This window comes from Caulobacter sp. ALps2 (assembly GCF_058681635.1).
The window spans coordinates 1,418,860-1,436,074 of record NZ_CM178743.1; the positions used below are offsets into that span (position 1 = coordinate 1,418,860).

A 17,215-nucleotide genomic window follows, 5' to 3' on the forward strand; every position below is an offset into this window, starting at 1 on the left:
CCTTCAGGCGCTCAGGCGCAGGTGATTGATCAAATCAACCCGGGTGATGACACCCAGAAATTCTTCACCGTCCACCACGAGAGCCACCTCGTCACGATCGAACACGTCGGGCAGGTCGTCGACAGACTGCTGGGCCTGCAAGGTGTTGACGGCCTTGGTCATGGCCGCGCCGACCAGGGTCTTGAAGCGCGGCGCCTCGTCGCCCGCCTCGACCGCGGCCAGGACGTCACTTTCGTCGAGGATGCCGACCAGCTTGCCATGATCGACCACCGGCAGCTGGCTGATGTCGGACGAGCGCATGCGGTTGTAGGCGGTCAGCAGCGTGTCGTCCGGCCCGATGGCGATCACCCCGCCGTCGGCGTAGCGCTTGGCGATCAGGTCGCGCAGGTCACCGTGCAGCTCGCGGCCATCGAAGCCGTGGGCCGCCAGCCAGAAGTCGTTGAACATCTTGGTCAGGTATTTCGAGCCCGTGTCGCAGACCAGTGTCACCACCCGCTTGGGCTCTGTCTGCTCGCGGCAGTATTTTAGCGCCGCCGCCAGCAGGCAGCCCGAGGACGAGCCGGCCAGTATGCCTTCCTTCTTCAGCAGCAGGCGGGCGGTGTCGACGCTCTCGCGGTCGCTGATCGAATAGGCCTTGGAGACCAGGTCCATCTGGGCGTTGTCGGGGATGAAGTCCTCGCCGATGCCCTCGACGATCCAGGATCCGGCCTCGCCGAAGGTCCCGGTCTCGACATAGTCGCGCAGGATCGAGCCTTCGGGATCGGCCAGCACCATCTGGGTCTTGGGCGAGTGGGCCTTCATGTAGCGGCCGACGCCGGTCAGGGTGCCGCCCGAGCCGACGCCGACGACGATGGCGTCGATGTCGCCGTCCATCTGGGCCAGGATCTCGGGACCCGTGCCCGTCTCGTGGGCCAGCGGATTGGCCGGGTTCTCGAACTGGTTGGCGTAGAGGGCGCCGGGGATCGACTGGGCCAGGCTCTGGGCCATGTCCTGATAGTATTCCGGATGGCCCTTGCCGACGTCGCTGCGGGTCAGGCGCACGTCCACGCCCATGGCCCGCAGGTGCAGGATCTTCTCCCGCGCCATCTTGTCGGGGACGATCAGGATCAGCTTGTAGCCCTTGAGGCTGGCCACCTGGGCCAGGCCCAGGCCGGTGTTGCCGGCGGTGGCCTCGATGATCGTCCCGCCGGGCTTCAGCCGGCCGTCGGCTTCCGCCGCCTCGATCATCGCGCGGGCGACGCGGTCCTTGATCGAGCCGCCGGGGTTCTGGTTTTCGAGCTTGAGGAAGAGCCGGCAGGGGCCGGTGTCGAGGTTCTTGACCTCCATCATCGGCGTTCGGCCGATCAGGTCCAGCGCGGAGCCGGCGATGCTGGGAAGGCCGGATTTGGGGTCGTTCATGGCGCAGCTCCGCTGGCGGGTGAAACGATTTCCCCTAGATAGGTGCTGTTTGGGAAAGAAGGGAAGCCCTAGGCCGTCCCGGCCGTTCCACGCTGGTTCAGCCACTCCGCGGCGAACTTGCGGCTGAGGCAGACGTCCTCGAACACGACCTTGCGCAGCTGACCCAGGAACTCGGGCGTGTCGTGGACGATCACGAACGGAAAGCCGTTGGCCGACAGGAAACCGTGCAGGAATCGCGAGAAGCGGTCGGCCTCTTCGGGGCCGGCCAGGCGAACTTCTGTCTCAGCGGTCGTCAAAGCCATAGGCGTGGCCCTCTGTGGACGGACCAGCTTTAACGCGCGAGAACGCATTTGCGAACCAAGTTCGCTCCTGCGAAATAAACTGTGATCACTTGATCGCCTTCCAGGCGAGCGGCTGCCCGCCCGGAACGCTGAACCGCTTACGAAATAACCGTTACAGGATCGACTGGCCGGTCGACGCCCAGTCCTTCAGGAACTGCTCCAGGCCCTTGTCGGTCAGCGGGTGCTTGTAGAGCTCGCCGAACACCGCCGGCGGGATGGTGACCACGTCGGCGCCGATGATCGCGGCTTCCTTGACGTGGGCGGCGTTGCGCACCGAGGCGGCCAGGATCTCGGTCTCGTAGCCATAGTTGTCGTAGATCGCGCGGATGTCGCGGATCAGGTCCATGCCGTCGAAGCCGTAGTCGTCCAGGCGGCCGATGAACGGCGAGATGTAGGTCGCGCCCGACTTGGCGGCCAGCAGGGCCTGGGTCGGCGAGAAGCACAGGGTGACGTTGGTCTTGATCTCTTCGTCGGCGAAGGCGGCGCAGGCGATCAGGCCGTCGCGGGTCAACGGGATCTTCACCACCACGTTCGGGGCGATGGCGGACAGCTTCTTGCCTTCGGCGATCATGGCGTCGGCGGTGGTGGCGGCCACCTCGGCGCTGATCGGGCCGGGGACGATGTCACAGATCTCGGCGATCACTTCCAGCATCGGCCGGCCCGACTTGGCGATCAGGGTCGGGTTGGTGGTGACGCCGTCGATCAGGCCGGTCGAGGCCAGGTCGGCGATGACCTTGGTGTCGGTGCTGTCGAGGAAGATCTGCATGGTCGCTCGCGCTGCTCTTTATGTTCGGAAGTTGCGCCGGTTTAGCCCGAGCGGCGGCGTCATACCAGTCTGTCGGCCGTCCGCGCGACCGCCGCCCGCCAGGGCTCGGGCGTGAAACCGAACACGGCTTGCAGCTTGCCGGTGTCGAGCGGCGTGCGCGGCGGACGTGGAGCCGGCTCGGCGAAGGCGGCCTGGGTGGTGGGCTCGACGCGGGCGCGGCTCCGAGGATCGCGGTCGATCGCGGCCCGGGCGAAGTCCAAGCGGCTGGTCTCGCCGGCATTGGCGAAGTGGAACAGGCCGAAGACTGGGTCGCCGGCCGGCGCGGCGGCCCAGCGCGGCGCGGTCGCGACCAGGAAATCGGCCAGGGCTTCGCCGTCGGTCGGCGTGCCGAACTGGTCGGCCACCACCTTCAGCTCCTCGCGCTCGCGAGCCAGCTTCAGCATGAAGCTGACATAGTTGCGACCGTAGCGGGAGAACACCCACGAGATCCTCAGCACCACCGCCTTGGGATGGGCCAGCACGGCCGCTTCGCCGGCCAACTTGGAGCGGCCGTACACGTTGATCGGCTTGGCCTCGTCGATCTCGACGTAAGGACGGTCGGTCAGACCGTCGAACACCGCGTCGGTCGACAGATGCACGAAGGGCAGGCCGCGCTCGGCGCAGGCGGCGGCCATGACGCCCGGCGCGTCGGCGTTGACCGCGAAGGCCTCGTCGGGCCGGGCCTCGGCCGGATCGACATGGGTGAAGGCGGCGGTGTTCAGCACCAGATCGCAATCGGCGGCCAGGATCGCGGCGCGGATGGCCTCGGGGTTCTCCAGGTCGCAGTCGGCGCGCGACAGGGCGACGAGTTCGACACGATCACGCGCTGCGGCCTGCACGGCGGTGGCGACCTGGCCGGTCTGGCCGAACTGCAGAATCCTCATTTCAGAGCCGGAACCCGATCGCCCAGCACCTGACCGATGAAGGTCCGCAGGCTGCCGCCCTTGAACAGATAGCCCGGCATGCCCGCGCGGTTGCCGGCCTCGACGTCGATGTGGCGGTCGCCGATGATCACGGCCTCTTCCGGCGTCAGGTTCCAGTCGGCCAGGCCGCGCAGCACCATGCCGGGATTGGGCTTGCGGTCCGGATGGTCGGCGACGCGAAAAGCCGGCACCGCCGCCAGCTCGTGGAACGGGCAGTGGTAGAAGGCGTCGACGCGACCGCCCAGTTCGGCCAGCTGATCCTGCATGGCGCCGTGGAAGCGCTCCAGCGCGATCTCGTCGAAATAGCCCCGGCCGATGCCCGACTGGTTTGTGACCACCAGGACCTTTAGCCCCGCCTGGGTCATCGCCGCCACCGCCTCGCGGGCGCCGTCGATCCAGTTCAGCTTGGCCGGATCGGAGACATAGCCGTGGTCGATGTTGAGCACGCCGTCTCGATCGAGAAACACGGCCTTCAGGGGAGGAAGAGCGGCAGCGTCGGTCATGGCCTGAGCACTACCGCGAGTAACGCCAAATCGCCAAGGCTCCGTCTTGGCCTCGACATCGATTGCGCTTTAGAAGAGCCAGGTTCCTGGAGCATCCGATGACCGCCTTCGCCGACGCCGCCCGCCTGCGCGACCGCCTCAAGACCTGGGCGACCGAGGCGGCCTATCCACTGTGGTGGCGGGTCGGGGCCGATCCGGCCGGCGGCTTCTTCGAAAAACTCAGCCTGGAAGGCAAGCCCGTCGAGGGTCCGCGTCGGGGTCGGGTCCTGCCGCGCCAGATCTATTCGTACTCCGTCGCGGGAGCGCTCGGCTGGACGGGTCCATGGCGCGAAGCCGTCGAGCACGGCCTCTCCTTCTACCTGTCGGCCTACCGCCGTCCCGACGGCCTGTTCCGAACCCTGGTCGCGGCTGACGGCGCCAGCCTGGACGACACCGCCACCCTCTATGACCAGGCCTTCTCGATGTTCGCCGCCGCCAATGTGGCGCGCGTCGCGCCCGAGCGAGCCGATGCAATGCGCGCACTGGCCACGCAGGTGCGCGCGACGCTGGTCGCCACGCGCAAGCATCCGCGGGGCGGTTTCTACCTGACCGATCCGCCCAGCCCGCCGCAGGGCTCCAACGAGCACATGCACCTGCTGGAAGCCTGTCTGGCTTGGTCGGAGATCGACAACGATCCGGTCTGGCGCGCCCTGGCCGATGAGATCGCCGAACTGACCCTGGCGAAGTTCATCCAGCCCGAGAGCGGCATGCTGCGCGAGTTCTTCGACCTGGACTGGAACCCTGCCCCCGGGCGCGAGGGCCGCATCTGCGAGCCGGGCCACCAGTTCGAGTGGGGTTGGCTCCTGCTGCGCTGGGGCAAGCTGAAGGGCCGCGCCGACGCCACGGCCGCGGCCCTGCGCATGATCGAGGCCGGAGAAACCCACGGGATCGACCTGGAGAACGGCGTGGCGATCAACGCCCTGCTCGACGACTTCTCGGTCGCCGACGCCAACGCCCGCCTGTGGCCGCAGACCGAGCGGATCAAGGCCGCGGCGCTGGCGGCCGAGATCACCGGCGAACCGCGCTGGTGGGCCATGGCGGCGGCCGGCGCCGAGGGCCTGATGGCCTATCTGCGCACGCCCATCCCCGGCGTCTGGCGCGACAAGCTGCAGCCCAACGGCGACTTCATCGACGAGCCGGCGCCCGCCAGCTCGTTCTACCATATCGTCTGCGCGATCGTGGAGCTGGACCGGGCGGTCAGCGCGGCTTCGTGACGAGGAGCGTGGCGGCGCCGATGGCGCGAGCGCGGGTCTCGGTGTCCAGCGGGATGATCGCGCCGGCCGCGTGGACGTCGCCGTCCATCTCCAGCACGCCTTCCAGCAGCTGCACGGTCGAGACCGGCAGGATCACCGTCTCGCCGGCCGGAGCGCGACGCAGCTCGACGTCGAAACCGTCGGTGCTGACCAGGGTCTCGGTCCCATCCGGCGAGGCGCTCTTGCGCGAGGCGATCGACCGGCCCTTGGCCTTGAGGCCATCGACCAGGATCTTCACCGCCTGGCTGTCCTTGCGATGGCAGACCAGCACCGCGTCCGGCTCCGCGATGACGACGATGTCGCTGACGCCGATCACCCCGACATAAGGGCCGGTCGTGCGGACGAGCACGTTCGTGGCCTGGTGCAGGTCGACGTCGCCATCGCTGGCGTTACCCGCGTGGTCGCGATCCGAGGCCTCCCAGATCGCGTCCCAGGCGCCCAGGTCCGACCAGGCGAACGACGCCGGCGCCACGGCCGCCTTGGTCGTCCGCTCCATCACCGCGTAGTCCAGACTGATCTTGGCCGCGCCGGCGAAGGCCTCGCGGTCGAGGCGACCAATGCCGGCTTCAAGCTCCAGCTTGGCGATGCAAGCCTTCGCGGCCCGCGCCACGGAAGGCTCGAAGGCCTCGAACTCGCCCAGCAGAGTGCTGGCCTTGAAGGCGAAGTTGCCGCTGTTCCAGAGATAGCCTTCCAGCAGGTAGCGCTCGGCGGTCTCGCGGTCGGGCTTCTCGACAAAGGCGGCCACCGCGCGCACCGAGCCGTCCAGCAGCGGCGCGCCAGGGCGAATATAACCAAAGCCCGTGGCGGGCACGGTCGGCTGCACGCCGAAGGTGACGATCAGGTCGTTCTCGGCGGCCTTGGCGGCGATGACGGCCGCCTCGCCGAAGATCTCGGGCTCGGCGATGTGGTGGTCGGCGGCCAGCATCAACACCACGCCATCGGGGTCCTGGCCCTCCACATAGGCGGCGGCGGCGGCCACGGCTGGAGCGCTGTCACGGGCCTCGGGCTCGACCAGGATGGTGACCCAGGTCTCGATCTCGGCGGTCTGTTCGGCGACGAACCCGACCATCGCCTCGCCCGTGACCACGACGATCTCGGCGACGCCAGGGATGTCCTTCACCCGTAGCACCGTCTCCTGGAAGCTGGAACGGTCGCCGACCAGCTTCAGGAACTGCTTGGGCTGGTCGCTGCGGGAGGCGGGCCACAGGCGCGTGCCCGAACCGCCGCAAAGGATAACCGGATAGATCGCGGCCAAGAGTAACCTCAGACTGACAAGCACCCCTGCTTGGCCGTGGGGATATCGTGAAGCGCGCCGGGAGCGAAGGCTTTATTGGCCTGGAACGTTCGCGTTCAGCTCCGCCAGCCAGGCGTCGGGCTTGGCGTCCGACGGCATCCGCCAGTCGCCACGCGGCGACAGCGCTCCGCCAGACGAGATCTTGGGCCCGTTCGGCACGGCCGAGCGCTTGAACTGGTTGGCGAAGAACCGCTTGAGGAACAGCTCCAGCCACTTGCGGATCTCGGCCAGGTCGTAGGCGCGGCGGCCGCTGTCGGGCAGGCCGACTGGCCAGCCGCCCTTGGCGACATCGTGCCAGGCGCTCCAGGCCAGGAAGGCGATCTTGGACGGCGCCATGCCGTAGCGGGTCATGTAATAGAGATTGAAGTCCTGCAGGGCATAGGGACCGACAAAGCTCTCGGTGGCCTGCGTGACCTCGCCCGGCACCAGCTCCGGCGAGATCTCGGTGGCCAGGATGTCCTCCAGCAGCGCCGTCGTGGCCGCGTCGACGTCGCCGGAATGGGCCACGAAGCGGATCAGGTGCTGGATCAGCGTCTTGGGCGCCCCGCAGTTGGGGTTGTAGTGGCTCATGTGGTCGCCGACGCCGTAGGTGCACCAGCCCAGGGCCAGTTCCGACAGATCGCCCGTCCCTACGACCAGCGCCGCGTTGTGGTTGGCCAGGCGGAACAAATAGTCCGTGCGCAGGCCCGCCTGCACGTTCTCGAAAGTCACGTCATAGACCGGCTCGCCGCGCCCGAACGGGTGGTCGAGGTCCTTCAGCATCTGGGTCGCGGCCGGACGGATGTCGAGCTCGGCGGCGGTCACGCCGATCGCTCGCATCAGCGCCCAGGCATTGTCCTTGGTCCGATCCGAGGTGGCGAAGCCCGGCAGGGTGTAGGCCAGGATGTTGCCGCGCGGCAGGTCCAGCTGGTCGACCGCCTTGGCCGCCACCAGCAGCGCCTGGGTCGAATCGAGACCGCCGGAGATGCCGATCACCAACTTCGTCAGGCCCGAAGCCTCGAGCCGCCGGGCCAGGCCCTGGACCTGGATATTGTAGGCCTCGTAGCAGTTCTCGCGCAGCTTGGCGGGATCCGAGGGCGTGAACGGGAAACGTTCGATCGGCCGGGCCAGGGGCAGGTCGCCGGCCGGGGCCTCGAACACGAACGGCGCGACGCGGAACGGGACCTTTGGCGGGGCCAGGGCCATGCTGTCGCCGAAGCTGCCGACCCGCATCCGCTCCTGGCGAATCCGCTCGATGTCGATGTCGGCATAGGTCCAGGCCGGACCGGTCGAGAAGCGCGGGCTTTCGGCCAGCAGCGTCCCCATCTCGTGGATGTCGACATGGCCGTCCCAGGCGAGATCCGTCGAGCTCTCGCCCGCCCCGGCCGCCGAATAGACATAGGCCGCGATCATCCGCGACGACTGGCTGGCGCACAGCAGGCGACGGGTCTCGGACTTGCCGATGGTGATGTTGCTGGCCGACAGGTTCAGCAGGATCTCGGCCCCCGCCAGCGCCTGGGCGGTGCTGGGCGGGTTGGGCGTCCAGACGTCCTCGCAAATCTCGACGCCTACTGTGAAGGATGTCGGGCCGCTGGCCCGAAGCAGCACATCGGTCCCGAACGGCACGGCCTGGCCGGCCAAGTCAAGGCTCTTACCGGCGATCCCCGCGCCCGGCGTGAACCAGCGGCGCTCGTAGAACTCGCGGTAGTTGGGCAGGAAGCTCTTGGGCACGACGCCCAGCACCTGGCCGCCCTGGATCGCCACGGCGGTGTTGTAGAGCCGACCGCCGTCGCGCAGCGGCGCGCCGACCACGATCAGCGGGGCCAGCGCCTTGCTTTCCGCCGCCAAGGTCGCGATCGCCGCCTCGACGGCGTTCAGCAAGACCTCCTGCTGCAGCAGGTCGTCGATCGTGTAGCCGGTCAGGCCCAGCTCGGGAAACACGATCACCGCCACGCCGGCGTCATGCGCCTCGCGGGCCAGGGTCAGGACGCTCTGGGCGTTCACGGCCGGATCGGCCAGCTTCACCTTCGGCACGGCGGTGGCCACCCGGATGAAGCCGTGGCGATAGGGCGAGAAGAACGACGGACTACCCAAGGAACCGGCCTTTCTGGGTTATGCTGAAACTGAGCATAAGTCTGCATCCAGCTATAACGTCACCGGATGATGTTGCATAGCGTCCTCAGCATGTCGGCAGAAGCCCCGCGTGGGTTGACCCCCGGGGCCTCCCATGCGAGTGCGCCCCTCGCGCAGCCCCGCAAAACATAGAAAAGACGGAAGCCCTCATGCCCGTTTCGCCCATCAAGATGGCCGACGCGATCCGCGTCCTTTCCATGGACGCCGTGCACAAGGCCAAGTCCGGCCACCAGGGCATGCCGATGGGCATGGCCGACGTGGCGACCGTGCTGTGGGGCAAGTTCCTGAAGTTCGACGCCTCGCAGCCGAACTGGCACGACCGCGACCGCTTCGTGCTGTCGGCCGGCCACGGCTCGATGCTGCTTTATTCCCTGCTTCACCTGACCGGCTTCAAGGCCGTGACGATGAAGGAGATCGAGAACTTCCGTCAGTGGGGGTCGCTGACCCCCGGCCACCCGGAAGTGCACCACACCCCCGGCGTCGAGACCACCACCGGCCCGCTGGGCCAGGGCCTGGCCACCGCCGTCGGCATGGCCATGGCCGAGGCTCACCTGGCCGGCCGCTTCGGCTCTGACCTCGTCGACCACCGCACCTGGGTGATCGCCGGCGACGGCTGCCTGATGGAAGGCGTCAGCCACGAAGCCATCAGCATCGCCGGCCGCCTGCGCCTGAAGAAGCTGACCGTGCTGTTCGACGACAACAACACCACCATCGACGGCGAGGCCACCATCGCCGAGACCGGCGACCAGGTCGCCCGCTTCAAGGCCGCCGGCTGGGCCGTGAAGGTCGTCGACGGCCATGACCACGGCAAGATCGCCGCCGCCCTGCGCTGGGCGACCAAGCAGGACCGCCCGACCATGATCGCGTGCAAGACGCTGATCTCGAAGGGCGCGGGTCCCAAGGAAGGCGACCCCCACAGCCACGGCTACACCCTGTTCGACGACCAGATCCGCGACGCCCGCGTCGCCATGGGCTGGGACGCCGAGCCGTTCACCGTGCCGGGCGACATCGCCACGGCCTGGAAAAGCGTCGGCCGTCGCGGCGCCAAGGTCCGCAAGGCCTGGGAAGCCAAGCTGGCCGCCTCGATCAACGCCAGCGAGTTCAAGCGCGCCATGGCCGGCGAACTGCCCGCCAGCGCTTTCGAAGCCCTGGACGCCCACATCGCCAAGGCCGTCGAGACCAAGCCGGTCAACGCTACCCGCGTTCACTCGGGCTCGGCCCTGGACCAGCTGATCCCGGCCATCCCGGAAATGATCGGCGGCTCGGCCGACCTGACCGGCTCGAACAACACCCTGGTCAAGGGCATGGGCGCGTTCGACGCCCCGGAATACACCGGCCGCTACGTCCACTATGGCGTGCGCGAGTTCGGCATGGCCGCGGCCATGAACGGCATGTCGCTGCACGGCGGCGTGATCCCCTATTCGGGCACCTTCCTAGCCTTCGCCGACTACAGCCGCGCCGCCATCCGCCTGGGCGCCCTGATGGAAGCGCGCGTCATCCACGTGATGACCCACGACTCCATCGGCCTGGGCGAGGACGGCCCGACCCACCAGCCGGTGGAACAGGTCGCCAGCTTGCGCGCCATCCCCAACCTGCTGGTGTTCCGTCCGGCCGACGCGGTGGAAGCCGCCGAGTGCTGGAAGGTCGCCCTGCAAAGCGCCCGCACCCCGTCGGTCATGACCCTGTCGCGCCAGAAGACCCCGCACGTGCGCACGGCCGGCGGCGATCTGTCGGCCAAGGGCGCCTACGAACTGCTGGCCGCCGAGGGCGGTGAAGCCCAGGTCACGATCTTCGCCTCGGGCACCGAGGTCGGCGTCGCCGTCGCCGCGCGCGACATCCTGCAGGCCAAGGGCAAGCCGACCCGCGTCGTCTCGACCCCCTGCTGGGAACTGTTCGACAAGCAGGACGCCGCCTACCAGGCTTCCGTTATTGGGACGGCGCCAGTCCGTGTTGCCGTCGAAGCCGGCATCCGCATGGGCTGGGAGCGTTTCATCGGCGAGAACGGCAAGTTCGTCGGCATGAAGAGCTTCGGCGCCTCGGCCCCGTTCGAGCGCCTCTACAAGGAATTCGGCATCACCGCCGAAGCCGTCGCGGAAGCGGCCGGCGCGTAAAGCGCTGTGGCGGCGTGGAGTTCTAGAACTCCACGCCCACCCGCAGGATCGCCACCAGGGCATGGCCGACGCCGCCGCCGGCCCCGGGGTCCTTCACATATTGCAGGTCGGGCTGGATCGTCACCGGCCCGATCTTATCCGAATAGGTCACCTCGATCGCGCTCTCCGAGCGCTGGAGGCGCTGGCCCGCGTCGAAGGCGTTGTCGCGGAACTTGCGCGACAGGAACGCCTGGTTGACGCCGACCGAGAAGGCGCTGTCGGGGCGGCTCTCGAAGACATGCTCGACCAGCACGCCGGCCTGCCAGCCGCCCTTGAAGGCGGTGGTGTCGCCGTCCGAAACGCCCAGGCGCGCGAAGGCGGTGGTCTCGCGGACAGCGTCATCGCCCTCGGCGGTCAGTCGGCGCTCCAGCAGGACATAGGCCCCGTTGGCCGTGACATGCGCTGGATCGCCGGCGCTGGTGACGACGCGGATGTCGTCCTGCTTGTCGCTGTAGCGCCAGGTCCCGACGGCCACCTTGCCGCGGCCATGCCAGCCGGCCTCGGCGATGATCAGCACGCCGTTGTCGAACGAGGTCTGGACACCGCCGGGATCGCCCAGCACCCCGGCCTTGGCGTTCAGCACGGCGGCTTGCGCGTAGGCGTGTTCATTCGGCGTCCAGCGGGCGCGAATGGCCAGGGCGGTGGAGGGGAAGATCGAGGGACCGTTCGGCCCCGTGGCCGCCAGTTCCGAGCCGATGCCAAACGCCGGGGCCAGCAGCATCCCGGCGCTGTCGTTGGAATAGAACTCGCTGTTGAGATCGTAGAGGCCCGCGCGGACAGAACCCTTGTCGGCGAATCCCTGTTCGATCCAGGCTTCGAACAGACGGGTCCGTTGGCGGCTGACCTCGATGTTGTCGACGCCCTGCAGCGAGCCGGCGTCTTCGTTGGGCATGGCGCCGCTGTTGTTGAGCAGCAGGGCGTGGACGGCGGCGCCCTTCCAGCCGAAGGCCTTGTCCAGGTCAAGATCGGCGGAGATCTGGAGATCATCCAGCACGCGGCCGCGCTTGGCCAGGCCGCCGCTGACCGTGCCGGTCACGTCGGCCGTATAGCTGCCGCCCAGCGTCAAGGCCGGCTCCGCGTGGGCGTCGGTCGCCAGCAGCGCCGCGGTGATCAAGAAGGATCCCGCCGCGATCCGGCCGGCCTTGGCCCCATTAGACTTGGATTGGCGCATTCTAGCCCCCCGCTGACCCGACATTCGGTCAGGCAAGGCGCGAACCTCGCGCACGGCGCGGCGCCATCCGGTAAATCAGGACTGTGGCGCGTCGTCGCAGTTCAGACCTCGCGCCGGGAAATTCATGGCCCCGCGACGAGATGACGCTGACGCGCGAGGAAAGGGCATGAACGTGCGAGACCGAGCTCGCGCCGGGCGAAACGTTCAGTTGCGCGGGTCTGGAAGGTCCTTGGTGGAGCCGAGGATCTTGAGGACTTATAACCACCCCGTCCCAGGACGTCCGATTCTATCGATAATTCAATACCTTGCGACAGCGCAATGTTTCAGGTATTCTCATTCTGTTCCGCACAATCCCGCCGAAAAGTGTGGGGTTGATGTGGGGAAATTTAGCGCTCCGATTTTAGGGAGTTCTAACTTGGCGCTCACGGCGTTGAAGGTGAAGCACGCGACGGCGGGACGTCACAGCGACGGCCGCGGGTTGTACTTGGAGGTCCAGCCGAGTGGTTCTCGGTCGTGGATCCTCCGCATCCAATTCCAAGGCGTGAGGCGTGATCTGGGCCTGGGCTCAGTACGTGACGTGTCGCTCCTCGACGCGAGGATTGCCGCCTCTGACATGCGGCGCAAAGTTCGCAGCGGGATTGACCCTTCGGCAGAACGACGCGCCGCTCGTCAAGTTACACCGTCTTTTGAGGCAGCGGCGCGAGCCTGTTACGAGACGCTGAAGGCGGGGTGGAAAGATAGTCGTACGAAGATCTGGATCTCGAGCTTTGAGCGCCACGTCTTTCCTATGATCGGTTCTCGCGCCGTCGACAAAGTCGATGCGCTCGCAGTCCGGGACGTACTCGAGCCGATCTGGCTGACCGTGCCGGACACCGCGAACAAGGTGCTTCAGCGTATCAACGCCGTCCTGGATTTCGCGCACATCAAAGGCTGGATCAGCAAAGAGGTGTCCCTGCGCTCCGTTCGGAAGGGCCTGCCACGCCAAGCCAAGGTCAGCGGACACTATGCTGCGATGGCATACGCCGACGTGCCGGCGTTTATGCAGGCGATCACCTCATTGCCACCATCGCTCGGCCGCGACGCGTTGCGGCTGACCATCTACACGGCGACCCGTTCAAACGAGACAAGAATGGCCGTCTGGAGCGAGTTCGATCTTGATAAAGGAATTTGGTCCATTCCCGCCGAACGCATGAAGATGCGAGTGGCACATGCCATTCCTCTTCCAGGGCCAGCCATCGCCCTCTTACGGCGCATGTACGAAAATCGCGTTGAGACCGATGAGCTTCTGTTTTCCTCCAATGGCGTGAAACCGATCAGCGACATGACAATGTCGAAGGTTCTTCGCGACATGAAGATCGATGACGTGACCGTTCACGGGTTTCGAAGTGCTTTCACCGATTGGTCGTCAGAGCAGACAGACTTTCCCAAGGAGGTGGTGACGTGACCCCCTGAAACTCCTCCAGAAATAACTAGAGTCCGCCCCAGGAAAGGGACGGACGAATGAAGCGATCACGGTTCACGGAAGAACAGATCATCGGAATCCTGCGCGAGCAGGAGGCGGGCGTGCCGGTGGCGGACCTGTGCCGCAAGCATGGGCTCAGCTCGCCGACCTTCTACAAGTGGAAGGCCAAGTATGGCGGGCTGGACGTGTCGGAGGCGCGGCGGCTCAAGGCGCTGGAAGACGAGAACGCCAAGCTCAAGCGGATGCTGGCCGAGGCGATGCTCGACAACGTCGCGCTGAAGGATCTGCTGGGAAAAAAGTGGTGACGCCCGCCGCGCATCGGGAGGCCGCCGCCTATCTGGGGTCGGCCTACGAGATGAGCGAGCGGCGGGCGTGCCGGGTTCTGGGCGTGGATCGGACGAGCGTGCGCTACGCGGCCACGCGGACCGACGACGGCGTGCTGCGCGAGCGGCTGAAGGCCCTGGCCCAGGAACGCCGCCGGTTCGGCTATCGCCGGCTGCACGTGCTGCTCAAACGCGAGGGCCATGTCGTCAACAAGAAGCGGATCCAGCGGCTCTATCGCGAGGAGAAGCTGACCGTGCGCCGGCGCGGCGGGCGCAAGCGGGCGATCGGCACGCGGCGGCCTCTGGAGGTCCCGCTGACGCCCAACCAGCGCTGGAGCCTGGACTTCGTCTCCGACCAGATGACCGACGGCCGCCGCTTCCGGATCCTGACGGTGATCGACAACTGCACGCGCGAGTGTCTGGCCCTGGTGGCCGACACCTCGCTGTCAGGCCGGCGAGTGGCGCGCGAGCTCGATGCCATCATCGCCCAGCGCGGGCGGCGGCCCGACACAATCGTCAGCGATAATGGGACCGAATACACCTCCAACGCCATCCTGGCCTGGACCGACGACAGCGGCGTGGGCTGGCATTACATCGCACCGGGCAAGCCCCAGCAGAACGGCTACAACGAAAGCTTCAACGGCCGGCTACGCGACGAACTGCTGAACGAGACCCTGTTCCGGTCCTTGCCGCACGCCCGCGCCGTACTGGAGACCTGGCGGCGCGACTACAACGAGCGCCGGCCGCACTCCAAGCTCGGCTGGATGACGCCCAGGGAGTACGCCAGCGCCTTCTGCGGAGAGACCGGCCGGCACGCTGCGCAGGCTGATAGCTCCGCGCGCCGGCCTCTTGCCACCCACCAACACCAAGGCTCAAATCAACCCAGGACTCTCGTTATGGCTGGATGAGAAATGGGGGTCACGTCAGTGGCCGATAAAGCGCTCGCACACAAAGTGCCAGATCGGGTCGAAGCCGCCTATCGCCGGACCGATTTCTTCGACAAAAGGCGCAAGCTGATGAGCGCTTGGGCCGACTATCTCCATGGTGCCTGAACCTTAATGGTTCGCGAGCGAACAGATACGAGCGAGGCACCTAGCTCTCTTCGCGACGCTCCACCTCTCTACTTAGGCAAATTAAGATTGCGATCGGGCCTTCCGGCGTGGCCGGCGCGGCCATCACCAGTGACCGGGACGCGCCATAACCAGACGTTGGCTCCCCTCCAGCAAACGGACGTTCAGTGCAGCACCTCGGAGGTCTGGGATTCCGTTCCAAGTCCTGAACGCCACTCGCCCGGCGAAACGCCCGCCCAGTCCTTGAAAGCCCGATAGAACGACGTGGTGTCCTGATACCCGAGCAGGTAAGTCACCTCGTCGATGTGAATGGCGGGATCGGCGAGCAGCTGTTGACTTAGCTCGCGTCGCGCATCCGAGAGCAGCGCTCTAAATGTCGTGGCCTCATCGGTTATCCGTCTTTGCAGCGTGCGTTCGCTCATCCCTAAATCTCGCGCGACGTGCGCAACCTCAGGACGGCCGCTGGCAAGCGAGCGCTTGAGAACCGACTTCACGCGGTCGGCGATCGTGTGGCCCTCATGAATCTCCGCGAAGGCGGCTGCGAGACCCGGCGTGACGAGATCGAGAAACTCGGGACTGTGTCCGGGGAACGGCGCGGCCAGATCTTCGGCATGAAAGATCATCGCGTTTCGCGGGGCCGCGAACACCAAGGGCGCGCCGTAGTAATCCTCGAGTTCGCGGTTCGCCGGGCCATCTCGCTGGCATTCAATTCGCGCCGGTGAAATTCGCCTGCCGGTTCCTCGTCGACCCAGCTCCAGTAGGAACATGAAGCTCAGATCGACGGAGACCGCCGGTTCTGCCTCCGTGGCGAACGGCCATTCCTTGATGATCGTCCAGCGCCCATTCGCCTCCTCGGTCCTGAACACCTCGCAGGCGCCCATCCGCTTGAAGCGCTCGATACGCTGGATGGCGTCCCGAAAGTCGGACGCGTAGAGCGCAGAAATGAAGGCGGGCTGGTGTCCGCAGCGATCGGCGCCGTCAAGCAGCCGCAGCGCGACGGCGGGATCGTCCGCAATGGTCTCGAGCGCCCTCCAGATCGCGAACAGTTGTGCTGTCGAGAGGGTCGCGGCGGCGTCGAGGTGCAGGGTCGATGGAAGCCCTGCCGCGCGCAGGATCTTGGGCGGTTCCAAACCCGCGCTCCGCACCGCTCGCCAAAGCGTCGGCGGAAACCGGCCTCTGTCCATCACTGGCGACGTCATGTGCGTAGCTCCTTTTCCGCGCTTGCGCCGGTCCTGGCCATCCACGCGAGAATGGCCAGGAACGCACGGCTTCGCTAGCGCAGGTCGACTCGCGCTTGGGAAGAGGCTTGGCTGTGCAACGCGTCGCGCGCGGCCGCCCAGGCGCGGTCGTCGCCATCGAAGGCCGAGCGTAGATAGGCCCATGTCATGCGCAGGACGACCTCCAGGCGGTCGGGATCCTCGTCGTCGGTCTCCCTGGCGTCGTAGCCGGAAATGCCGCCCAGGCCGTGCTTGGCACCGAGGACTGTCATCAGCGCCTCGGCACCAGGGCTGCCGTAGTAGGGGTCGGCATGCCAAGCCGGCCCCCGGACCGTAAGGTGGGCCGAGGCGTCGTCACTGCCGACGACGACCAGGTTCCTGGTGGTCATGTGGGAAAAGTCGGGATTGAAGAAGCCGTAGTTGGTGCGCGCCATCTCGCTCAGGCTGTCGCCACCATTGCCAGGCGCGGTGAGCAGTACGCCAACCTTAATACGCGCCTCCAGCAGGTTGACGTCCTGGGCCTCCGGGTCCGTCGGATCGGTGAGCCGGGCTCCCAGCAGCATGCCGGCGGTCTGTCCGCCCATAGAATGGCCGACAACCGCGACCTTGGCGCGATCCAGCCGCCCCTTGAAGGCCGGCGCCAGCGCCTCGATCTTGTCCAGGCGGTCCAGGATCAGGCTCATGTCCTCGACTCGCGAGCGCCAGAACAGCGGCCCGCCCGCGGCGCCGGCCGGAAGGCCGGCAACCTTGGAGTTCAGGTGGGTGGGCTGGATCACGACAAAGCCGCGCTCGGCGTAGAAGTTGACCAGCGGGCCGTAGCCATCCTTCGAGGGGATGTAGTTCGAAGGGCCATGGCCGTGCGAGAGCAGCACGATGGGCAGGGCGTCGCCCGAAACGGGGCCGGTGATCCGCAGCTCGAGCGGCAGGCCCCGGCCGGGCGCGTCCAGGGTAATCGGGCTGAACGACACCGTGGTCCCGGTGTCGTCGACCGGGATGTGACGTGCGTCCTTAATGAGGTTGTTCATGGCTGCCTTCTCCAGGATTAGAGCGCCTCGGCAATCATGGAGATCGCCGGCGCCGATGAGGGGAAGTTAGGGCAGCGGAGAATTTGAACATTCACCAAGCGCGCCATTCGACTAGCGGACCGCGCCAAC

The 17,215-nt window shown here is 66.8% G+C and carries 14 protein-coding genes and 1 pseudogene; 5 read left to right on the forward strand and 10 right to left on the reverse strand.

The genetic code is table 11. The annotated features are described in order from the left end of the window. Positions 1 to 3 precede the first annotated feature (3 nt). From ACW173_RS06635 to ACW173_RS06655, 5 genes are all read right to left on the reverse strand, one after another. Positions 4 to 1,398, reverse strand: coding sequence for a pyridoxal-phosphate dependent enzyme (locus ACW173_RS06635; RefSeq protein WP_492084065.1), 1,395 nt, complete (start codon positions 1,396 to 1,398; stop codon positions 4 to 6). A 68-nt stretch (positions 1,399 to 1,466) separates the two neighbouring features. Beyond that, positions 1,467 to 1,748 carry a hypothetical protein gene (locus ACW173_RS06640; protein WP_492084066.1) on the reverse strand — a complete coding sequence of 94 codons (282 nt, stop codon included), beginning with the start codon at positions 1,746 to 1,748 and terminating at the stop codon, positions 1,467 to 1,469. Positions 1,749 to 1,851: 103 nt separating this feature from the next. Then, entirely contained in the window at positions 1,852 to 2,505 is a 654-nt protein-coding gene (gene fsa / locus ACW173_RS06645; RefSeq protein WP_492084067.1) for a fructose-6-phosphate aldolase, read from the reverse strand. Between the two features lie 59 nt (positions 2,506 to 2,564). Beyond that, entirely contained in the window at positions 2,565 to 3,428 is an 864-nt protein-coding gene (gene rfbD, locus ACW173_RS06650; protein ID WP_492084068.1) for a dTDP-4-dehydrorhamnose reductase, read from the reverse strand. After that, positions 3,425 to 3,970 carry a D-glycero-alpha-D-manno-heptose-1,7-bisphosphate 7-phosphatase gene (locus ACW173_RS06655; RefSeq protein ID WP_492084069.1) on the reverse strand — a complete coding sequence of 182 codons (546 nt, stop codon included), beginning with the start codon at positions 3,968 to 3,970 and terminating at the stop codon, positions 3,425 to 3,427. The genes rfbD and ACW173_RS06655 overlap by 4 nt, the downstream gene beginning before the upstream one ends. 98 nt (positions 3,971 to 4,068) lie before the next feature. On the opposite strand from ACW173_RS06655, the gene ACW173_RS06660 reads away from it, so the two are divergent. After that, entirely contained in the window at positions 4,069 to 5,223 is a 1,155-nt protein-coding gene (locus ACW173_RS06660; RefSeq protein WP_492084070.1) for an AGE family epimerase/isomerase, read from the forward strand. Here the strand turns inward: ACW173_RS06660 and ACW173_RS06665 are convergent. Both ACW173_RS06665 and ACW173_RS06670 read right to left on the reverse strand, forming a co-directional pair. Beyond that, entirely contained in the window at positions 5,207 to 6,517 is a 1,311-nt protein-coding gene (locus ACW173_RS06665; protein WP_492084071.1) for a mannose-1-phosphate guanylyltransferase/mannose-6-phosphate isomerase, read from the reverse strand. The genes ACW173_RS06660 and ACW173_RS06665 overlap by 17 nt on opposite strands. Before the next feature lie 72 nt (positions 6,518 to 6,589). Then, on the reverse strand, positions 6,590 to 8,629 hold the full coding sequence (locus ACW173_RS06670; protein ID WP_492084072.1) for an NAD(+) synthase: 2,040 nt from the start codon (positions 8,627 to 8,629) through the stop codon (positions 6,590 to 6,592). A gap of 188 nt (positions 8,630 to 8,817) precedes the next feature. Between ACW173_RS06670 and tkt the strand changes: the two genes are divergently transcribed. After that, positions 8,818 to 10,779 (forward strand): transketolase, encoded by a 1,962-nt coding sequence (tkt, locus tag ACW173_RS06675; RefSeq protein WP_492084073.1) that lies wholly within the window; start codon positions 8,818 to 8,820, stop codon positions 10,777 to 10,779. Between the two features lie 22 nt (positions 10,780 to 10,801). Here tkt and ACW173_RS06680 read toward each other — a convergent pair whose 3' ends face one another. Continuing rightward, a complete protein-coding gene (locus ACW173_RS06680) occupies positions 10,802 to 11,989 on the reverse strand; it encodes a carbohydrate porin (RefSeq protein ID WP_492084074.1) in 1,188 nt (395 codons plus the stop codon). 415 nt (positions 11,990 to 12,404) lie between these two features. On the opposite strand from ACW173_RS06680, the gene ACW173_RS06685 reads away from it, so the two are divergent. The 3 genes and pseudogenes from ACW173_RS06685 (at position 12,405) to ACW173_RS06695 (ending at position 14,682) form a co-directional block, all read left to right on the forward strand. After that, positions 12,405 to 13,433, forward strand: a complete 1,029-nt coding sequence (locus ACW173_RS06685; RefSeq protein WP_492084075.1) for a tyrosine-type recombinase/integrase — start codon at positions 12,405 to 12,407, stop codon at positions 13,431 to 13,433. 56 nt (positions 13,434 to 13,489) lie between these two features. Next, positions 13,490 to 13,642 (forward strand): annotated as a pseudogene (locus ACW173_RS06690) (transposase); the annotation flags it as partial. Next, entirely contained in the window at positions 13,609 to 14,682 is a 1,074-nt protein-coding gene (locus ACW173_RS06695; protein WP_492080530.1) for an IS3 family transposase, read from the forward strand. The pseudogene ACW173_RS06690 and the gene ACW173_RS06695, both read left to right, overlap by 34 nt. A gap of 326 nt (positions 14,683 to 15,008) precedes the next feature. Here ACW173_RS06695 and ACW173_RS06700 read toward each other — a convergent pair whose 3' ends face one another. After that, positions 15,009 to 15,974, reverse strand: a complete 966-nt coding sequence (locus tag ACW173_RS06700) for an AraC family transcriptional regulator (RefSeq protein WP_492084076.1) — start codon at positions 15,972 to 15,974, stop codon at positions 15,009 to 15,011. A 143-nt stretch (positions 15,975 to 16,117) separates the two neighbouring features. Continuing rightward, complete coding sequence (locus tag ACW173_RS06705; RefSeq protein ID WP_198576810.1) at positions 16,118 to 17,086, reverse strand: alpha/beta hydrolase family protein; 969 nt, start codon at positions 17,084 to 17,086, stop codon at positions 16,118 to 16,120. Positions 17,087 to 17,215 lie beyond the last annotated feature (129 nt).

Coding starts and splice junctions, on each gene's coding strand:
- ACW173_RS06640 (WP_492084066.1), bottom strand. CDS start 1,748: ATGCGTTCTCGCGCGTTAAAGCTGGTCCGTCCACAGAGGGCCACGCCT.
- ACW173_RS06660 (WP_492084070.1), top strand. CDS start 4,069: ATGACCGCCTTCGCCGACGCCGCCCGCCTGCGCGACCGCCTCAAGACC.
- ACW173_RS06705 (WP_198576810.1), bottom strand. CDS start 17,086: ATGAACAACCTCATTAAGGACGCACGTCACATCCCGGTCGACGACACC.
- tkt (WP_492084073.1), top strand. CDS start 8,818: ATGCCCGTTTCGCCCATCAAGATGGCCGACGCGATCCGCGTCCTTTCC.
- ACW173_RS06635 (WP_492084065.1), bottom strand. CDS start 1,398: ATGAACGACCCCAAATCCGGCCTTCCCAGCATCGCCGGCTCCGCGCTG.
- ACW173_RS06655 (WP_492084069.1), bottom strand. CDS start 3,970: ATGACCGACGCTGCCGCTCTTCCTCCCCTGAAGGCCGTGTTTCTCGAT.
- fsa (WP_492084067.1), bottom strand. CDS start 2,505: ATGCAGATCTTCCTCGACAGCACCGACACCAAGGTCATCGCCGACCTG.
- ACW173_RS06680 (WP_492084074.1), bottom strand. CDS start 11,989: ATGCGCCAATCCAAGTCTAATGGGGCCAAGGCCGGCCGGATCGCGGCG.
- rfbD (WP_492084068.1), bottom strand. CDS start 3,428: ATGAGGATTCTGCAGTTCGGCCAGACCGGCCAGGTCGCCACCGCCGTG.